15 protein-coding genes are annotated in these 19,926 nt (G+C 30.1%); 3 read left to right on the top strand and 12 right to left on the bottom strand.

What is annotated here, in order from left to right; all coding sequences use genetic code 11:
• Positions 1-522: 522 nt before the first annotated feature.
• From IMX26_RS15895 to IMX26_RS15885, 3 genes are read right to left on the bottom strand one after another with little or no spacing between them, the layout of a single operon-like run.
• Complete coding sequence (locus IMX26_RS15895; RefSeq protein ID WP_195159336.1) at positions 523-2,421, bottom strand: ABC transporter ATP-binding protein; 1,899 nt, start codon at positions 2,419-2,421, stop codon at positions 523-525.
• On the bottom strand, positions 2,418-4,643 hold the full coding sequence (locus IMX26_RS15890; RefSeq protein WP_195159335.1) for an ABC transporter ATP-binding protein: 2,226 nt from the start codon (positions 4,641-4,643) through the stop codon (positions 2,418-2,420). The genes IMX26_RS15895 and IMX26_RS15890 overlap by 4 nt, the downstream gene beginning before the upstream one ends.
• A gap of 4 nt (positions 4,644-4,647) precedes the next feature.
• Positions 4,648-5,103 (bottom strand): MarR family transcriptional regulator, encoded by a 456-nt coding sequence (locus tag IMX26_RS15885; protein WP_207729296.1) that lies wholly within the window; start codon positions 5,101-5,103, stop codon positions 4,648-4,650.
• A 463-nt stretch (positions 5,104-5,566) separates the two neighbouring features.
• On the opposite strand from IMX26_RS15885, the gene IMX26_RS15880 reads away from it, so the two are divergent.
• Positions 5,567-6,451 carry a serine hydrolase gene (locus IMX26_RS15880; protein ID WP_195159334.1) on the top strand — a complete coding sequence of 295 codons (885 nt, stop codon included), beginning with the start codon at positions 5,567-5,569 and terminating at the stop codon, positions 6,449-6,451.
• Between the two features lie 121 nt (positions 6,452-6,572).
• Here the strand turns inward: IMX26_RS15880 and IMX26_RS15875 are convergent, their stop codons facing one another.
• The 4 genes from IMX26_RS15875 to IMX26_RS15860 all read right to left on the bottom strand — a co-directional run bounded on the left by IMX26_RS15875 (position 6,573) and on the right by IMX26_RS15860 (position 10,956).
• Positions 6,573-7,079, bottom strand: coding sequence for a SprT family zinc-dependent metalloprotease (locus tag IMX26_RS15875; RefSeq protein ID WP_195159333.1), 507 nt, complete (start codon positions 7,077-7,079; stop codon positions 6,573-6,575).
• A 24-nt stretch (positions 7,080-7,103) separates the two neighbouring features.
• Entirely contained in the window at positions 7,104-8,351 is a 1,248-nt protein-coding gene (locus IMX26_RS15870; RefSeq protein WP_195159332.1) for a hypothetical protein, read from the bottom strand.
• Positions 8,352-8,556: 205 nt separating this feature from the next.
• Entirely contained in the window at positions 8,557-10,572 is a 2,016-nt protein-coding gene (locus IMX26_RS15865) for a M56 family metallopeptidase (protein WP_195159331.1), read from the bottom strand.
• Positions 10,573-10,575: 3 nt separating this feature from the next.
• Positions 10,576-10,956, bottom strand: coding sequence for a BlaI/MecI/CopY family transcriptional regulator (locus tag IMX26_RS15860; protein WP_243259197.1), 381 nt, complete (start codon positions 10,954-10,956; stop codon positions 10,576-10,578).
• A 159-nt stretch (positions 10,957-11,115) separates the two neighbouring features.
• Here IMX26_RS15860 and IMX26_RS15855 point away from each other — a divergent pair, with 159 nt between their 5' ends.
• On the top strand, positions 11,116-11,979 hold the full coding sequence (locus tag IMX26_RS15855; protein WP_347707914.1) for an effector binding domain-containing protein: 864 nt from the start codon (positions 11,116-11,118) through the stop codon (positions 11,977-11,979).
• Positions 11,980-12,069: 90 nt separating this feature from the next.
• On the opposite strand, the gene IMX26_RS15850 is transcribed toward IMX26_RS15855, so the two are convergent.
• From IMX26_RS15850 to IMX26_RS15840, 3 genes are all read right to left on the bottom strand, one after another.
• The gene (locus tag IMX26_RS15850; RefSeq protein WP_195159330.1) at positions 12,070-12,684 is read right to left on the bottom strand and encodes a hypothetical protein; all 615 of its coding nucleotides are present in this window, start codon (positions 12,682-12,684) and stop codon (positions 12,070-12,072) included.
• Between the two features lie 102 nt (positions 12,685-12,786).
• On the bottom strand, positions 12,787-13,200 hold the full coding sequence (locus tag IMX26_RS15845) for a hypothetical protein (RefSeq protein ID WP_195159329.1): 414 nt from the start codon (positions 13,198-13,200) through the stop codon (positions 12,787-12,789).
• Between the two features lie 109 nt (positions 13,201-13,309).
• Positions 13,310-14,875 carry a glycosyl hydrolase gene (locus tag IMX26_RS15840; protein ID WP_195159328.1) on the bottom strand — a complete coding sequence of 522 codons (1,566 nt, stop codon included), beginning with the start codon at positions 14,873-14,875 and terminating at the stop codon, positions 13,310-13,312.
• Between the two features lie 230 nt (positions 14,876-15,105).
• On the opposite strand from IMX26_RS15840, the gene IMX26_RS15835 reads away from it, so the two are divergent.
• Positions 15,106-16,356, top strand: coding sequence for a hypothetical protein (locus IMX26_RS15835; RefSeq protein WP_195159327.1), 1,251 nt, complete (start codon positions 15,106-15,108; stop codon positions 16,354-16,356).
• A 49-nt stretch (positions 16,357-16,405) separates the two neighbouring features.
• On the opposite strand, the gene IMX26_RS15830 is transcribed toward IMX26_RS15835, so the two are convergent.
• Both IMX26_RS15830 and IMX26_RS15825 read right to left on the bottom strand, forming a co-directional pair.
• Positions 16,406-18,133: an ABC transporter ATP-binding protein gene (locus IMX26_RS15830; RefSeq protein ID WP_195159326.1), complete on the bottom strand. Its 1,728-nt coding sequence runs from the start codon at positions 18,131-18,133 to the stop codon at positions 16,406-16,408.
• Complete coding sequence (locus tag IMX26_RS15825; RefSeq protein ID WP_195159325.1) at positions 18,134-19,867, bottom strand: ABC transporter ATP-binding protein; 1,734 nt, start codon at positions 19,865-19,867, stop codon at positions 18,134-18,136.
• Positions 19,868-19,926: the final 59 nt, after the last annotated feature.

The raw sequence follows: 19,926 nt of genomic DNA, 5'->3' as shown, positions 1-19,926 counted from the left end.
AGAATGGTATAGTAAATCACTAATTTTAATTTCTTTTATTGCTAATGAAGAAGTCTAAAAAACAGTTTTAAAAATCAAAATTAAGGATAAATAAGTAATATTATTTTAAAACCACCAAGTACACGAAGGGAAAAGAAGATGGTATTGCAAGCCGGTAATTTTCACGCCTCAGCACCTTAATCTATAGTCAATCCATGTTCAAGAGATTAATAATAAGTATCATTTTCTAAACCAAAATAATATCTCCGTTTTTGCTGTTATGTCAACATCTAATAAATTTGTCTTTATGTAGGGAATCACCTCTGTTTGATTCCGTGGATACTTAGGTAACATGTAATAATATTAATAAATGAGACTATACTATATAACAGCAAAGGGGCGGGGAATTTAAAAAAACATTTCCTTACCCCTTTTAGTATCCGCAATCCTGTTTAGGTTTACTTTTACTTAAGTCTTCACTTTATATAGTTTGTACACCAGCTCCTTAATTTTATATATTAACTGGAACTTATAGGAACTGGTTTAAGCAGATTGTTCTTCGTGCTCAAATTGACTGTTATATAGATTAGCATAGAATCCGTTTTTGGCAAGCAATTCTTTATGGTTGCCTTGCTCAATTATATCTCCATGATCCATTACTAAAATTAAGTCAGCATCTCTTATTGTAGATAAACGATGAGCAATAATAAAGCTGGTTTTATTTTGCATTAAATTACTCATAGCCTTTTGGATTTGCACCTCTGTTTTGGTATCTACGGAGCTAGTAGCTTCATCAAGTATTAACAACTTGGGGTCTGCTAATATTGCTCGGGCAATAGTTAATAACTGTTTTTGTCCCTGCGATACATTGGAGGCCTCTTCGTTTAATACCATATTATAACCACCAGGCAACATATGCACAAAGCTATCAACATGGGCAGCTTTAGCGGCTGCAATAACCTCTTGGTCTGTGGCATTAAGCCTGCCATAACGGATATTCTCCATTATAGTGTTGTTATATAACCAGGTATCTTGTAGTACCATACCAAACTGTTCTCTTAAATCAAAACGGGTAAGGTCATTAATATTTACCCCATCGACTTTAATTGAACCTGAGTTTATATCGTAAAAACGCATTAGTAGTTTTACTATCGTTGTTTTACCAGCACCCGTTGGACCTACTATCGCAACTTTTTGACCTGCTTGAACTTCTGCAGAGAAGTTATTAATAATTATATTGTCTTCGTTGTAGCCAAATTTCACATTTTTAAACTCTACCTGCCCTTTTACTTGTTTCATTTTCACAGGCTTTGTAGACTCTGCAATTTCATTTGGTTCATTTAAAAACTCAAATACTCGCTCAGCTGAGGCAGCAGTTTGTTGAAGTACATTAGATACATTTGCTAGTTGTGTTATAGGCTGAGAAAAGTTTCTTACGTATTGTATAAACGCCAATATATCTCCAACAGCAATTGTACCATTGGCTGCTAAAGCTCCACCTAAAACACTAACAGCTACATAACCAATATTACCAACGATCTTCATTATTGGCATCATTATACTAGACAAAAATTGAGCTTTCCAAGCAGTGCCGTAAAGCCGATTATTGAGTTTGTCAAACTGCTTTGTGCTTTTTTCTTCACCGTTAAATGCCTTTACAATAAGGTGACCACCGTAAATCTCCTCAATATGTCCATTAACATTTCCTAAAAACTTTTGCTGTTGTTTAAAGTATTTTTGAGACCTCTTAACTATTGCTATAACAAATAGTGTAGATACAGGAATCATACATAACGCTACAACCGTCATTAAACCACTTATTCTTATCATCATTATTAGTACGCCTACTACAGTGGTAGCTGACCTAATAATTTGACTTAGAGACTGATTAAGAGTTCTACTTACGGTATCTACATCATTAGTAACCCTAGATAATACCTCTCCGTGATTTGTTTTATCAAAATAGCTTAAAGGCAATTTATTTATTTTTTCACTAATGTCTTTTCGTAACTTATAGCTTACTTTCATTGAGATGCCCGACATTATAAAGCCTTGCAAATATGAGAATACTGCGCTTAAAGTATACAGAGCAATAAGAATATATACAATATTTCCAATTGCTGAGAAATCTATGCCACTAGATGTTCCTGCAAATTTGCCCATAATTCCGTCAAAAATAAGGGTTGTTGCGTCACCTAATAAGGTTGGACCAAAGATACCAAAGGTTGCACTAGCCATAGCTAAAACAATTACCACAATGAATCTTACCCAATATTTTTTTAAATAAGATAAGAGCTTTTTCATTGTGCCTTTAAAATCTTTAGCTTTTCCACCACCCAGCATCATTCCACCCGGACCATGTCTCATGCCACCACCAGGTTTTTTAGGAGAACTGCTTTGAGGACGATCAGCATTATTATTTACTTTATTTTGTTGGCTCATGCTAATTCCTCCTTTGAAAGCTGTGAATAGGCAATTTCACGGTACTCCTCACAGTTTTGCATTAGTTGATCATGTGTACCTATACCAACCATATTTCCGTCCTCGAGTACTATAATTTGATCTGCTTTTTTAATAGTAGATATTCTTTGAGCAACTATAATAATAGTTTTGCTGTTGGTTTTTTCATTTAAAGCTTTTCTTAGGGCTGCGTCTGTCTTAAAGTCTAGTGCTGAAAAACTATCATCAAATATATATATTTTAGAATCTTTTACTAAAGCACGGGCAATTGATAAACGTTGTTTTTGACCACCCGATACATTAGATCCACCTTGGGATATTGCAGAGTTAAAAGCCTCTGGCTTATCTTTAATAAATTCTGTTGCCTGAGCTATCTCTGCCGACTCTTTAACAAATTTATCACTAGCATTTTCATCACCATATTTTAAGTTTGACTCTATTGTTCCACTAAAAAGAGTTGCCTTTTGAGGAACATAACCAACTACTTCACGTACATCGTGTTGAGTTACATCTTTTATGTTTATATCGTCGATTAAAATCTCTCCACTATCAACATCATAAAAGCGAGGTATTAAGTTAACTAAGGTTGTTTTACCCGAACCCGTTGCTCCAATTATAGCTGTTACTTTACCCGGCTCAGCCTTAAAGCTAATGTTTTTGAGCATAGCTTGCTCTGCTCCAGGGTATTTAAATGTAACATTTTTAAACTCTAAAACTCCATTACTGTTTTTACCAAGCTTTTTAGGTTGCTTTGGATCAACTATGGATGGTTCTGTTTCAAGGACTTCGGCAATACGCTGAGCGGATACGGCAGCTCTTGGTATCATAATAAACATCATTGAAAGCATTAAGAAGGCAAAGATAATTTGCATAGCATACTGCATATAGGCCATCATATCGCCAACTAACATTGTTGACTCAGCAATTTGATGAGCACCTACCCATATAATTAGTAACATGGTTGCATTCATTATAAAGGTCATGGCAGGAAACATTAATACCATTACTCTATTAACAAATAAATTAACATTGGTTAAATCTTTGTTGGCTTTATCAAAACGATTTTCCTCAAACTTTTGAGTATTAAAAGCCCTTATAACCATAGTGCCAGTTAAATTCTCTCGGGTTACCCTGTTTAATTTATCAATTAGCTTTTGAACCAGTTTGAATTTAGGTAAAGCAATAACAAATATAATACCAATTAAACCTAGTAGTATAATTACAGCTAAGGCTATAATCCAAGACATTGAGGTGCTTTTACTTATTGCTCGTAATACACCACCAATACCCAAAATGGGGGCATAAAACACCATACGTATCACCATTACCATAAGTGATTGTATTTGAGTAACATCATTAGTGCTACGAGTTATTAAAGATGCTGTAGAAAACTTATCAATTCCTATATTGGAAAAACTAGATACCTTTTCAAATATTCTTTTACGTAGGTTACGTCCTAGCCCTGCGGCTATTTTTGCAGCAATAAATCCAACTGCAATAGAACAAGCTGCCCCTATTAAAGATATTAATAACATTAAAGCACCAATTCTTAAAATATAGTTTCTTTGTAGCTTGCTAACATCAACCCCTAAGCCCTCATAGTAACTTTTAACTACATTGGCTCCAGCTTGAACTACCATTTTATCTCCCATTTGAGTAAATCTTTCGCTAGACTTATTCAATAACACCTCACGTTGTGCTTTGGGCATATTAGCTAAAAGTGCAAATAAATCTGTATTGGCAGGTATTTTTGTTCCATTGAACTCAATAAACCCATCCTTTGCACTTGCTTTCATTTGCTCTACGCCAGCAACAGCTAACATCGCTTTAGCCATCGGCAAGCTTAATTCATTCACTTCATCTTTACTTAATTTTTTAACCACATAGATAGGCTGCTGATTTAATTTTGGATATTTCTCTAAATAATTGTTATACTGCTCATCACTTGATGTTATTAAATCGTACTTGCTTAGTATTAGTTGTTTTGTATCCTCATTGTAAAATAGATTTAATCTATTTATATCTGTTTCAGTTACTATCTGTGGTATGGAACTGTCTATTCCACCCTGCTGTATACCTTTATTAACTATATCAGACATATAGTCTGGCAAAGCTAAGTCTGTCATTGCTTGCACAAACAACAAAGCTATTGCAATTAACAAAGAAATAATGAAGGGCTTTAAGAACTTTGTTAGTTTTAGCATAACATTACTCCTGATCTAAATTTTGTTCTGCTTTATTTATAAGCTTTTCTACTATCATAAACCCTTCTAAAATCTTATCTAACTCCTCTGGAGTTGCTAAGTTTATAACACCATTAAAATGATTTTCTACGGCTTCGTGTCTTTCTTTAGCCTCTTTTTTAAACTCTTCTTTTAAAGAAACCATTACAACTCTGCGGTCCTCTTTACTTCTGATTCTCTCTACAATATTATTTTTTTCTAATCGATCAATAATACCCGAAACTGTACTATTAGATAATTGCATTTTTTTACTTAAATCACTAATTTTCATATTACCTTTATGCACTAAAATACCTACAATCATACCTTGCGTACCGGTAATATTCATATTTGCAAAATGCTTATGATACCTCTTAGTAACTGATTTCTTTAGTTTTTTTATTACACCAATTATTAAACTACTTTTAGCTGTATTATCCACTATTTATATCACCAACTTTCGAATACAATTTTCTTAATATTTAGTAGTGAGCTTTTTATGTTGTATTTATTTTCTATGCAATTATTTCGTGTACGAAATATATTATAGTATTAGTTTTTTAGTAAGTCAATAAGGTGATCTTCATTAACTAATTATTGCCATATTAATCACATAATCAACTTAACAACTATAAAAAAACTGTGTATTTATAATCTATAAAATTATAGATACCAATATTGAATTTACACAAAACTCATTTAATATGATGAAAAAAAGCATTAATGCTTTTTATACTAAGGATATAGCTATATCAATACACCAACAGTCAATAAGCAGGTATATTTAATGTTTTTGTATAATTTAAATCATAAAAAAGTGGAATATATTATAGCTAATAATAATTTATTAAAAACCAGAATAAGTTATAGTTAATACATAAAATAATAGTGAGAGGATTTTTTACATGAAATACTCAAAAAAGCATAAAAATAAAAAATATAGAAAAAAAAGATTAATAAATAAACTAATCTTATACATTTTAACTATTTTAATTGTGATTGCCTTTTCTAATTTTTATGACAAAGTAGATCTTGTAGCTAAGAGTGCTCTTTTAATTGACTCTGAGACAAATAATATTATTTATAGCAAAAAAAGCACTAGTAGAATGTATCCAGCGAGTACTACCAAGATTTTGACCGCTATCACAGCCTTGGATTATTTAGATTTAAACGAAATTGTGTATGTTGATAATGAAATATACTTAACTCCATTAGGATCAAGTACAGCAGGCTTATGTAAAGGAGAAAGATTAACAGTAAGAGATTTAATTTATGGCTTAATGCTTCCCTCGGGCAATGATGCAGCTCAAGTACTGGCTGTTCATACTGGCAAAAAATTATCTAACAAAGAAATAAGCTTTAGGGTCGCTAGGGATAAATTTATTGAGCTAATGAATAAAAAAGCCCAAGAAATAGGTGCTGTTAATTCAAATTTCACAACAGTTGATGGTTTTCATGATAACAACCACTATAGCACCGCAAAAGATCTTGCCTTAATCACGCAAGAGTCACTAAAAAATGATTTTTTATGTAAGGTTGCAAATACAATTACTTATCAAGTAGGTAAACATAATGATTGGATAAATTCAAATAAGTTGTTACAGCAAAATAGTGAGTGGTTTACAAAATCAGTTACAGGATTTAAAACAGGCTTTACTTCTCATGCCGGTTATTGCCTCGTTGCAACTGCAATACATAATAATAAATCATATATTCTTGTATTATTAAACGGCCCCAAAGATGATATCTATGCTGATGCTCAAAAATTGCTTAACAAACATTTATCTTAACCCCAAAAGTCTGCCAATGGGGACAGTCCCCATTGGCGAAAAAGTTTACCCAATCAACCAGAGGGGACTGTCCCCTCTGGTTAGAATAAAAAACCCAACAAACTTTATTGTTAGGTTTTTACTATAAACTTTTCTTTTTATCTGTTCCTAGTATTTTCATAATATCTTTATAATTAGGGTAGTATCTTCCCACTAATCTCCAAAAAGATCTATCGTGGTTCAGGTGTTTTAAATGACATAGCTCATGTACTACTACATAATCAATTACCTCTATTGGCAACATAATTAACTTCCAATTAAAAACCAGGTGTTTATCTATATTGCAACTTCCCCATATAGCACTACTCTCTTTTATTGTTACTGATCGGTACTTTAACCTAATTTGAGCTTGGTATATTTTTAGTCTTTCATTAATAATGTTTCGACATTCTTTTTTATAAAATTTCTGTAAACATTTGATTATATTATGGTTTTTAGTAGAGTTAAAATAATAACTAAAGCTATTTAAGTTAAATTCCACATAGTCTTTTTCTAGAGTTGTATCTTCTATTAGTATTATGGGATATTCAATTCCTAAATATCTACAAAACTTATTTGTTTTTTTGTCATGGTGTTCTCTCACTAGCATTATAATACATCCTATAAAATAATATTAAGTATTCCACCAATGTTCATTAGGATGATTAGATTTTAAACCTTCAACTACCCATCCTTTATTGGTTTTTAGTAAGTAAAGCCATAAGGTATTTTTACCTACTTTTAATTGAGTTTGACCTGCATAATCCAAATTAATTTCTAGCTGATAAAATGCTTTATATTCACGGATATCTTCTTTTGTGATGTTAATATCTGTTATTTTAATTACTGACCAAACTTTTAGCCCCTCGGAGTTAAATCTTTCGCCTACAGAATCCATTACTAATTGTAGGTAATCTCCAGCTAACATTGCCTTAGTATAACTTTGCATGGCAAGCTTTGCAGAATCATAATGTTTTCTATTAATCAAGCCATTTTTTGCTCTATCATAAAGCTTATTATAGGCCCTGCGGTCATTTTCTTTTAAATACAGAGGGTATTCTCTGTTTATATAAGCATCGAAATAAATTTGTTTTTCTTGTTGTTCATCTTTCTCATTCTTTCGAAGCCAGGTAGCATGAGGACTATATTGAGTTGCAATAACTAATTTGTTATTCTCAGTTTTAAATGTTACCCTTTCTTTTCTGAAAAACTTAGTTGGTATTGAGTCAATTAAACAGTAGGTAATTATGTATGAGTTTTCATAAACCTCTATTTCATAATCTACTATAGATACTCCTAAACAAGAATTACCTAAAAACCATTCATACATACCAAGCTGATTTTTATCTTCAACCTGCGCACTATGTAAATTCAACAAATAAGTATTTTCTTGTTTAAGTTTCTGTGATAATATTTGATAATATGATTTATAGTCACGTGATTTCAAAGTTTCAGCTAACAGTTCAGTTAAAAATAAACTTTTATCTTTAGGATTACTATATTTATACTTTTTTACACACCAAATTTGCTGATTGGTATTATTAATTTTTATGCTTTGTAATTTAAGTTTAACCTCTAAATATTGTCTTCTGCTATAGCTCTTTGTTTTAATTAGTTTTTCATGTTCATTTACATCTTTTATTTCATAACTCTGTATTATACTTTTATCTCCTATAGTTTCCAAAAAGTTGTTATAAACTATCATAATATTATTAAGCTGACTTAGTTTGTCTTCACTTAAATTGTTGAACACAGGGTTATCAACTTTTGTCCACAATGAGTCTTGATATACCACATGTATTAAAAACAATGCCACACTTATGATTAATATAATTTTTATTACAGGAAGTTCATTGGCAGTGGTTTCAGTTTTTGCTGACATGTTACACCTCTATTTCATATATACTTTATAGAAAAAAATAGCTATTAATTTATTATATGATTTTTTTTGATATATTTAATAATAGCATATTTACTTCATTAAATATACGTGTTTAACTTAGCTTTTGTTCTGTATTTTATATAAATAAAAACAGCCAAATAGCTGATAATATCAACTATTTGGCTTTTAATATAAAGGGTATTAATTATTTATTCCACCACTTTTGACTTGGTGCACCATCCAAAAGACCTGCTAATTGCCAATTTGCATCGGCTTGATCGTTACTGTCACTATTTTTCATATACAGCCAACGTGTATAAGTTTCTGTATCAACAGATTTATCTGCATTGTCTATATCAATTTCTAGTTTATAACATGCTTTATTTTCTTTTACTTCTTTATTAATAACCTCAACCCTACTAACCTTAATTGTGTTACGTGCAAGTTCTTCTGCATCAAAGTTTACATCATTGGTTAACAAAAGCATTGTCGTATATGCATCATTCAATAATCCTTGGCGATACTTTTTTAACAGTGTTTCAGGGTCTTTTGATTGCATGAATATAACATTAATATCTGATGAAAAAACATGACTTTTTGAATTATCAGTAGGATTATTAATTTGTTTCTCATCATTTATAGACTCTATAACAAGTTTATTATTCTCTCTGCCAAAAGTCAGTGTCTCTTGGTAATCATAATAACTTGAATCTATGTCTTTTAGAAAATAATTGATTAAACAACCATAATCATTAAATGTTGCTTCATATTTTTCTACCGCTAAATCATCCCAAGACACTTTGCCTTCTGAACTTAAATATTGCTTTTTTAATTCATCAGAAAGTAAATTGCCCAAAGCTTTATTATCATGATATTTTTGAGCCTCTATCCAGGCTTCAGTAAGATACATACTTTCATACTCTTGTTTAAGATATTTATGTTTTTTTACAGTCCAAACAAGCTCGTTTGCAGTATTTTCAACTTGCTCAAGATACACTTTCAGTATCTCTCTTTTATTGAGAGATTTTATAGTATATATCATGCAATTGCCTTCTTCTATAGAATGGTAGTTAATAGCTAAACTATTGTCTTTTAGCTCAGCGATATAGTTAAGAAAAACTTGATCCTGCTTAGATAATTCAATCTGTTGTTTACTTTCTTGATCTGCACCATATACCAAAAGACTTCCAGTTAAACATACGCATACCAATAACATAATAAAAATTAAGCTACCTTTTTTCTTCTTGTTATGATTCATTATATTTTTAATCCTTTCTTTTGTAGTAATACTGCTATTATAAAAATAGCTTGGAAAAACACTATTATTTTGCTGCTGTTCTATTATTGAATTTAATATTGTATAACTATACTGCTTTTTACAATCAATGGTTAGGCCTTTTACAACTTCTTCATCACAAGACAGTTCTATAGTTTTGAATGCTTGATTTTGCATTATATAAATTAGTGGGTTGTACCAGTGAACTGCTTTTACTATCTGTAATAGCAATTTAAACCAAATATCATGTCTTTTTAAATGTATTAATTCGTGTTTAATGATATTTTGCAAGTCAAGCTCACTATATTTTAGTTCAGGTAATACTAACTTAGGTTTTACAAAACCAATTAACATTGGACTAGAAACCATCTTACTATGTAAAATTGTGATTTTATTGTTCATGTTAAGATTCAACATCACTTTATTAACACAATTACTAATAACTAAATTGCTATTGCATCTACTCCATCGATTTACTAGACTATAAAATACTATATAGGCAATTAGCTGATGAGTAACAAGTACCACTATACCTAACATCCATATTAAAGGAAGATAATATAGTATATTTTGCTTCATCTTGTACATGTTTTGTTTCGATACATATTGGACACCTGCTGTATCTTCATAATCATCACTTTCTGTTACAGCTATAGCAGGTGTTTCAGGTTCTACAATAACTTTGTTACTAAGTGTTACTATTTCACCATTTTGGCTCACTTCAGCTTGTACTATTGATTTAGGAACTGGGTAGATGGTCAAGCTATTTGGTAAAGAGAAACTAAATGGTATTACTAATCTAATAGCCAAAGCCAACCATATATAATATCTTAGCTTTGCAGAGTATTTTCTTTTTAATAAAGGCGTTAAAACTAATACTAAAAGAATTACTATACTAGCTTCTAAAGATATTTGAAGCATTTTTAAAGCTACTTCACTAATCATGTTTTACTCCTTAATATCTTCAATTATACTTTTTAATTCTGCGATATCTTTTTCACTAATGGCTTTACTATTATATAAAGCTACAGCTAAATTTTTAAATGAATTACCATATAATCTCTCTAAAATTGACTTACCTTCGGCTTGTTTGTACTCGTCTTCATCAACAATAAAGTAATACAAGTTATTTCTACCTTGTTTTTCACACCTTAAAAAACCTTTTTTAATTAATCGTGATAGTGCAGTCATTAAAGCAGATAAGGCCCATTCTCTTTTACCTTTTAACTCTGCTAATATTGTTGATGCACTTACAGGTTGATCACTGCTCCATACTGCAAGCATAATATCTAGCTCTGCATCAGATAAACGTTTATTCATTATGAACATTTTAAATCCTCCCGGGCAATTATACATTTGTATAACCAGTTTTATTATACAAGTGTATAACTAAGCTGTCAAACTTTTTTTAAACATGTCCGAAAGTAGCAAAATAAGACCAGTTTTTGTTAAAATAATTATATAAAATAATTTTGAAAAGGCGGTGGTATTATTAACTGGCTAAAAGCATTAAATAATGCCCTAAACTATTTAGAAGATAATATACTCGAAAAGCTTAATTATGATGAACTAGCCAAAATAGCACTATGCTCTAAGTATCATTTTTTGCGCACCTTTACGGTTTTAGCTGGCTATCCTTTAGGTGAATATATAAGGAACAGAAGATTATCTTTAGCAGCAAAAGATTTAATAACTACTAATATTAAGATTATTGAGTTAGCTTATAAGTATGGTTATGAAACCCCAGAGGCTTTTAGTAAAGTGTTTAAAAGATTTCATGGCATATCACCATCTATAGCTCGCAAAAAGCAGGGTATGCTAAAAACAGTTTTGCCACTTTCTTTTCAATTAACTATAAAAGGAGAAGAAAGAATGGATTACAAAATAGTACGTAAAGATAGCTTTAAAGTTGTTGGTTTAAGTAAGCGAGTATCAATGAAAAATAATAAAAGTTATAATACTATTCCTTTATTTTTACAAGAGTTAGTACAGTCAGGTAATATGGACTTAATAACTAATAATAAAATAAAATCATATGGTGTAGGTTATGACTATGATTTTGAACACGAGCTTTTTAGTTACTTAATTGCAGTTGATGGTGAAAATATTGAAGGATTAGAAAATGCGATTGTATTAAATATACCCTCTTGTACTTGGGCGGTTTTTAAGTGTGTTGGTGCTATGCCCCAGGGCATTCAAGAAGTATGGAAAAGAATTTATGCAGAGTGGTTACCAGCAACCAAATACGAACATGCTCTTACTCCTGAGTTAGAGGTTTATTATGCTGGAAACCACTACGCAGAAGATTATGTAAGTGAAATATGGATACCAGTAATTGAAAGAAAACATTAGCCATTCAAAAAAGGATACAAATTTTAGGCGTTAACTTTCAAATTGTATCCTTTTATTTATTTTATTAATTATGCTTACATACTTATATTATTACATTGTCATCATTAAAAAGCCGCTAAATGCTGCATTATTTGGCGATAATGATTCATGTACATGATTCTTCATTTCGTTAATGGTATCTCTATATAAAACAAAAAAATCGTAAGTTGGTCTTGGTTTATATGCTAAATTATCTAACTCATAAGTCTTTATAATATTTTTTACAGTGGTTGGTTTATAAAGCAGGTCAGTATTAGGATAATAATAACATCTAAACACAGTTAATAAAGTCCATTTTGCTAGTTTATATTTTAATAACAAATCTACAAGCTGATTAAAGCCTGTTTCTTCGTCTCCATGTAATAGGTTAAAAACACCTTCTGCTAACAGGCTTTTTTCATCATTGTTCATCATTCTAACAGCATCTCTAAATTTAGGTTTTTCAAATAATGAAATCATTGATGACCTTGTTACAAGTTTAATAATACTTTCACTTGCCTCTTGTACATTTACAAGGGCTTCTGGACTAAGAGTTTTATGAGCAAGTTTTACCATTTGTTTAACTTTGTGTTTTTTAGATATTTCTTTCATTTCAGGTGACTCAAATCCATCTGGATATTTTTCGAAAAAATCTGTTTCTGCTTGTTTTAGCTTTATAATGTTCATAGTAACACTCCTTAAAAATAGACCAGTCGTCTACCAATTTACATTTACAAATCTATTTTGTCAAGCATTTATCATTTTAAGCCTTATATAGGTAAATTCATTTTATAGCTCATTATATATTTTTGCACAATCTATTAAAAAATTAGGTGCGTAGATACCTTCGTAAAATGATTGTTCACACTTTGAGGTATCTACTAAAGGTGTAATATACTTTTGGCTTTTTTGTATTAATACTTCATATACAAGTTCAACAAAACTATTTTTTTGCTTTATTAATATAGAATAATTTTTAATAAACCTCAGGTTTCTTTGAGCTAAATTACATATACTTTGTTTTACCACAGGGTTAGTTAAGTAATTTATCTCTCTTTTATAATTGTTCACATTTCCTAATGAATAAAAAATATACATTACAAATTGACCCAACACAAAATAATACTCACTACTATCTGAAATACTTAGATATGTAAGACTTTCACATAAAGTATCTATATTATTTTGACTCTTGGCTATCATTTAAACTACCCCTTTTAGCTTTCTAAGTCTACTATAATACTACTTTATGTGATTATAATATTATTATTTAAGTTTTATTATGTAAATTATCCATTTACTTTTCAGTTACTTATTTATATTGAGCAAATCCTTTTTTAAATGTTCTTATTACCTCTGCTGTTTCATCTAATCTATAAATTCTACCTGGGTTTTTGTCACTATCCCAATCAATTCCATTCCACCAAATAGCAACTTTAATATTACTAAACTGCTTAATGTTATTAAACATCTCATTTATCCAGTTCACTTTGTCTCCCCCAACAGAGTTAGATCCAAACTCTGTTATTATAAATGGTTGTTCAAACAGTTCATGATATTCTTTATACAGTGCTACGTAAACCTGCTTAAAGTCTCTCCAAACTTCACCTTCAAAATAAGTGCCAGTATTGTATCCTGTTATTCCAACTAAATCTACAAACTCATCTCCAGGATAATAGTTTAAATAATGATTCCAAGTAAAACCAGGAAAAGATAAATCATGTGGATTCCATACCCAAAGAGCATTATCTACTTTATTCTGTTTAAAGATATTATAAATGTATCTCCATACTTCTTTGTATAACTCAGTATCTTTTGAGCTATAATAGCTAGAATACACACACCAATCACCATTCATTTCATTATTCAGTCTAAAAAGTATCGGATGATTAAAAGCCTTAACTTGTTTTGCATAAGAATTTAAAAATTCATCATAATCTCCTTGCAGAATTTCATAAGTTATATAGTTATTATCTTGTCCATCTAAGTGACTAGTTTGCAGAGTTAATTCAACATATCTATTATGATTATAGGCATTCAACATTTCAGCCATTGGAAATCCACCACTTGATAAACACTGATATTTTAATAAAAATTCAAACTTAAAATCTAGTTTTTTCTCCAAACTATTTAAAAAATCAAAGCTTTTTGGAGCCGTATTTTCAAAAATTCCCCAAATTAAGCTGTTACTTCTCAAAAAATATTCTTCATAAAACTGTTCTGTCTCTTTATTAAACTTTTTGTTAGTATTTTTAAATTTTACATTTAATTGCTTAACATCTGTTTTATCAATGGCTTTAAATGTGTTAATTAACTGAAGGTATTTATTATTTGTGAATGGTTTTGATGACTTTATAAATATTGTATATACTTCATTAATATTTTTTATAATCTCAGCACTTATATAATAATTTTTGTCATTTTTTACTCTTGCTAGTTTAGCTCTATGCCAAGCTAAAAGATGAGTTTTCATACCATTAATAAATATATTTTTTTCATAATCTTTTATATGTACTTCTTTATTGTTAATAAAATTATTACTATAATTCACATAGGCAGTAGGAGAATGGATCGTGTTTTTAAAGTTATCATAGTAAATTTCTATTTGACTATAGTTATCGCTAATAATTGTTTTAATAGGATTTAAGGTCTCATTGAGCTCCATGTAACTAGGATAACTTAATTGATAACCTAAGTTATCATTACGATATTCAATATATTTATTAAATACTTTATGGACTTTATGATAATCACAAATACTATATTGATTCTCAACTATATTTAAATAATGCTTTGCAGTTACTTTACTAAAGTTAAACACTATAACACATATAGCTAAAATTCCAATAAACAACATCATTTTTTTTATTCTATTCAAGGTGTTCCTCCTACTACTAGTATCAACTAATTATAGTTAATGCATTGTTGCCTTGTAAACCATTTTACTAGTAATATTCAAAAAACTTATGAATTAGTAGCAAAAGTAATTATATTTTCGTCATAGGTCTTCTATCATAATATATCATTTTAATATCTGCATATTTTTGATTTGACTTGTTCAGTTTAGGGTATATATATACAGACACTAGATTTTTAAGGAGTTATATTATGAAAAAGTCTTTTAACAAAACAATATCTATAATTCTTATACTACTAATATTTTTTAGTATTTTAAGTGCTTGTAGTTTCAAGTTTCACTCCCAAAAAGAACAAGAGTTACATGAGGGTTATTTAAAAGATAATCACACAGCTATTAATCTTGATGATGATAGTTTATCTTCTCTAGCTATATTAACTGAGGATGCCAAAGATAATGATGTCATTTTAGCTGGCGAAATGCATGCCATTGCTAATAATTTTGAAATTAGGCTTGCCTTGTTAAAGTACTTACATAAAAATACTGGGGTACGGTATTTACTTTGTGAATCTGGCTATGCTTCTGCTCAATTATTAAATGAATATATTCAAACTGGCGACATTAAAATACTAAATTTTGTATATGAAGACTTAGAAAAAACCGCGGCTTATAATAAAGAGGGATATATGTTTTGGCAACAGTTATATGAATATAACAAAGGACTATCGCAAAATCAAAAAATAATTGCAGTAGGCATCGATATCGAACACCAAAAGAATACAGCTATTGCTTATTTAGAGAGAATTATTGAAACTAGCTCTCTTAAACATAAACTTCCCCCTAACATTAAAAATAGTTTTGAAGAAATCAAACTAATAAATGAAAAAGATAAAAAAGGTCAATTAGCTGTTATAGATGGTGCTATAAATGATATTATAGACAACAAAGATAAGTATAAAGTGTTTTTTGGTGACTTACTGTTTAATTATCAGTTCACAGTTAATAATATCCGTAATGCTTTAGTAAGCTATAATGGAGACTTTAATTCTACTAGAGAAAAAAGTATTTATACTAACTTTGAGCAAATATATGAGCATTATCCTAAAGGTAAGTATTTTGGACAATGGGGTGCAGAACACATTTATCAACATGACTGTGATACCTATTTAAAAGATATTAGTCGGTTTGCAATGCAACTTAAACAAGAAAGCTCACCTATTAAAGGCAGAGTTCTTTCTTTAAACTATGCTTATAATAACAGTAAGAGCTCTTTATACAGAAAAAATTACGAGCAAAAAAAGACTGCACATAATATTAGTGATTATGATCTTTTATCTAAGTACGTTACAACAGATTACACAATTTTTAAACTAAATGGAGAAAACACCCCCTATAATAGTAATACTACCTATATCACCAAACCTTTGGGAGGTAATACCTTAAATTATTATCAGTATATTGTCGTAATTAGTAATTCTAAGGGAACAACAAAGTTTAAATAAAAAAATAAAAACACGCTCATAAAACTTTATATATGAGCGTGTTTTTTTATTAACTATTAATTACCCAGTCACTAGCAGACTGCTGGCTATCCCACAGAGTTCTGAATAACCCATTTTTTATCATTAGGCTATTATAGTCACCACTTTCAACTATAACACCATTATTAAATACCAAAATGTTATCTGCATTTTTTATGGTTTTTAGGTGGTGAGCTATTACAATTATAGTTCTGCCTACAGCTAAATTAGAAATTGCTTTTTGAATCATACGTTCATTAATAGGATCAACATTACTAGTAGCTTCATCTAAAATAACTAAAGGAGAATCTTTCAATAAAGCTCTGGCTATAGAAATTCTTTGTTTTTGGCCACCAGATAAACCTGCTCCATTTTCACCAACCATAGTGTCATAAGCCTTGGGCAGAGTCACTATAAAGTCATGAATCATAGCTTTTTTAGCTGCTAAAATTACCTGCTTTTTAGTGGCATTTTTATTTCCAATTTTAATGTTTTCATAAATGCTATCTGAGAATAATATTACATTTTGCATAACTATACTGGTGTTTTGTAAAAGATGATTATAGTCTATATTTTTTATATCCACCCCACCAACTTTAATGCTTCCGTCTCTAAGGTCATAAAAACGAAGTAATAAATTAGTTACAGTGGTTTTACCAGATCCAGATGGTCCTACTAAGGCAACTAACGAACCTTGAGGTACCTTAAAGTTTATAGATTTCATTTCGAACTCATCTTTTTCATAATAAAAACTGGCATTTTCAAACTGAACATCATACTTTTGAGGCTCAATAGCTGTTGCTGGAAAAGGAATAACTTGGGCATTAAGAATTCTTTCAATTCTACTATAGCTATCTTTAGCAACAATATAATTCATCCAGTGTTTATCTAAATTAAAAAATGGCTTATAAAACTCTCTAGAGAAAATAATGAATATTAAAAACTGATCAAGAGAGACTGCTTTCATATACAACATCAGCATACCAACTATTGCCAACACAGCATAACTCAATTCCATTAGCACTGAGAATATAGTAATACAAGAAGAAACAGAATTAGCTGTTTTCTTACTACTTTTACCAAACGTAACACAACTATCTTTTAAAGAGGTTTCAAAAGTGGTATTGTTCTTAAATGCTTTTAACAAAGGAATACCCTTTAAATACTCTACAAACAAACTTACCATACTAGCTAAATCGTTTTGAGACTTTTTTTGCAATTTAGAATTCTTTTTTTCACCTAACACTAAAGCTAGTATTGCAAAAGGAACTAATGAAACCATAGCTAATCCCAGCTTTACATTAACTATAAAAAGACCAACTCCTATAATAACTGCTACCAAAAAATCAGAAATCATGCTAGGCCATAAATGACCCACAACTCTTTCAATATTCTCTACATCTTTGTGTATTATAGTGCTGATTTCACCAAGCCTTTCCTTGCTATAAAAACCTAATGAAAACTTTTTTAATCTTAGGGTTATTTTTTGCCTTACTCGATTTGTTATTTCAAATCCTACAGAATGTTCAAATATATCTTCACTACAATTAAATACTGCCTGTAAGCCTAAAATAACTACTAAGCTATAATAATAAGATGTAATATTACTGAAAATACCACTATCTTTAGTTATGAAAGTTATCATATTTAAGATGATGAAGACCATAGAAACACTTAGTAATGCACTAACAACAGTACATATAATAGCTACACAAAGAAGTGCTTTTTCTTTTAAATTCATTTCTTTTATTATATTCATTTAAACACACTCCCTAATCTGCCACATATGGGCTTGCTCTTCTTGGTTTATTAATTCAGAATATAAACTACAACTCTTTAATAACTCTTGATGTGTTCCAGTTGCAATTGCTTCACCCTCATGCATAACAATTATTTGGTCAGCTTTTACAATTGTATTTAAATGATGAGCAATCATTATTATGGTTTTGTCACCTACCAATGCCTCAATTGACTGCTGAATTAAGTGTTCATTATGAGGATCAATAGCTGAAGTAGCTTCATCTAAAATAATAATTGGAGAATTCTTAAGAATTATTCGAGCTATTGATATTCTTTGTTTTTCACCGCCAGATAGTTTTGCTCCACTCTCACCTACAATAGTGTCATATCCATTTTTAAAACTCATAATTGTATCGTGTATTTGAGCTTTCTTAGCTGCTTCAATAATTTCTTGCCTAGTTGCATCTTTTTTACCTATTTTAATGTTATTTTCAATACTTAAATTAAATAAAAATACTTCTTGTTGCACAATTGATACCAACTCATTTAATTCTACTTCGCTCATATTTGCTATATTTTTATTTCCTATACTTATTTCACCTTTATTAGTCTTGTAAAAACCCATTACGAGGTTCGCTATGGTAGTTTTTCCTGAGCCAGATAAGCCAACTATCGCATTAACTGTATTGGGCTTAAACGATACGTTTAAGTCTTTAATGGCATCTCTTTTATCATCATAACTAAAAGTAACTTTATTAATAACTATTTGATTTGAGTTTACTACATCACTTGTTTGTTTACACTCTGGAATATCTTCACCTAAAATACTATTTATACTGTTTAGAGTATTATTGTATACAATATTTTGATGTTGAAACGAAGATAGCTTTGCAAATGAACTAACAAATATTCCACTTAAAATTATTGAAATAACAAACTCATTTGTACTAATTAATCCGTTTTCAAGTAGCAATGATCCCGCTATTGCTACCATAACTAACCCTCCAGTAACAAACATACCTATAAAACTCATTGGAACAGCCATACCCGATGCTACCTTTTTAACCCATTTAATATATTTATTCATGGTTTTTAGCACTTTATTTGTTCTGGTTTCGTTATCACCAAAGGCTTTAATTACAGGCATAGTAGCGATATACTCAAGCAAATCTTCTGACATTTCTTTTGTTGTTTGGTGGTACTGTGCAAACTGATTACTCCATAGTTTATTAAATGCAGCTAATAGAAATAACATAATTGGAATAGTAGAAACCAGCGACAAGGCAATTCTCCAGTCTATGTAAATAAGACTTAGAAATATAACCAGTGGTATTAAAGTAGCCACCATGATTTCGGGGTAGCCATGTGCTAAATATACCTCCACCTGTTCAACATCATGATTTATAATTTTAGTTAAATCTCCTGTTTTCCTCTTACGAAAGAAAGAGATTGGCAGTTTCTTTAAATGATTAATAATGTCTGTACGAATAGCAATCAAAGAATTATACGCTAATTGATGTGCCTTTTTTATTGAGAATCCATAAAACATTGCTTTACATAATTGGCATACTATAACTAAAGAACCATATAACAATATATGGTTAATAGTAAGTTCATTAACCGAGTATAAGCTGATAGTTTTCATTATTAAAAATATTGGCATAATACCCATTACTACACTCATTGTTAATAAAATACTTGCTTTTGTGGTTTTGCCATATTTACTTTTTAAATGTTTATTATTATCTTTCATTTTTACCTCCCCAAACTTATAAATTTGACAGTAACGTTTACTAGGTATACGTTTCTGTC

This window comes from Clostridium sp. 'deep sea', from assembly GCF_014931565.1.
GTDB lineage: Bacteria > Bacillota > UBA994 > PWPR01 > PWPR01.
The sequence above is the reverse complement of the archived record's forward strand: the minus strand, read 5'-3'. Positions and strand labels throughout refer to the sequence as shown.

Coding starts and splice junctions, on each gene's coding strand:
- IMX26_RS15875 (WP_195159333.1), bottom strand. CDS start 7,079: ATGCTAGTGAGAGAACACCATGACAAAAAAACAAATAAGTTTTGTAGA.
- IMX26_RS15865 (WP_195159331.1), bottom strand. CDS start 10,572: ATGATTAGTGAAGTAGCTTTAAAAATGCTTCAAATATCTTTAGAAGCT.
- IMX26_RS15870 (WP_195159332.1), bottom strand. CDS start 8,351: ATGTCAGCAAAAACTGAAACCACTGCCAATGAACTTCCTGTAATAAAA.
- IMX26_RS15895 (WP_195159336.1), bottom strand. CDS start 2,421: ATGAGCCAACAAAATAAAGTAAATAATAATGCTGATCGTCCTCAAAGC.
- IMX26_RS15860 (WP_243259197.1), bottom strand. CDS start 10,956: ATGTTCATAATGAATAAACGTTTATCTGATGCAGAGCTAGATATTATG.
- IMX26_RS15880 (WP_195159334.1), top strand. CDS start 5,567: ATGAAATACTCAAAAAAGCATAAAAATAAAAAATATAGAAAAAAAAGA.
- IMX26_RS15835 (WP_195159327.1), top strand. CDS start 15,106: ATGAAAAAGTCTTTTAACAAAACAATATCTATAATTCTTATACTACTA.
- IMX26_RS15850 (WP_195159330.1), bottom strand. CDS start 12,684: ATGAACATTATAAAGCTAAAACAAGCAGAAACAGATTTTTTCGAAAAA.
- IMX26_RS15830 (WP_195159326.1), bottom strand. CDS start 18,133: ATGAATATAATAAAAGAAATGAATTTAAAAGAAAAAGCACTTCTTTGT.
- IMX26_RS15890 (WP_195159335.1), bottom strand. CDS start 4,643: ATGCTAAAACTAACAAAGTTCTTAAAGCCCTTCATTATTTCTTTGTTA.
- IMX26_RS15825 (WP_195159325.1), bottom strand. CDS start 19,867: ATGAAAGATAATAATAAACATTTAAAAAGTAAATATGGCAAAACCACA.
- IMX26_RS15845 (WP_195159329.1), bottom strand. CDS start 13,200: ATGATAGCCAAGAGTCAAAATAATATAGATACTTTATGTGAAAGTCTT.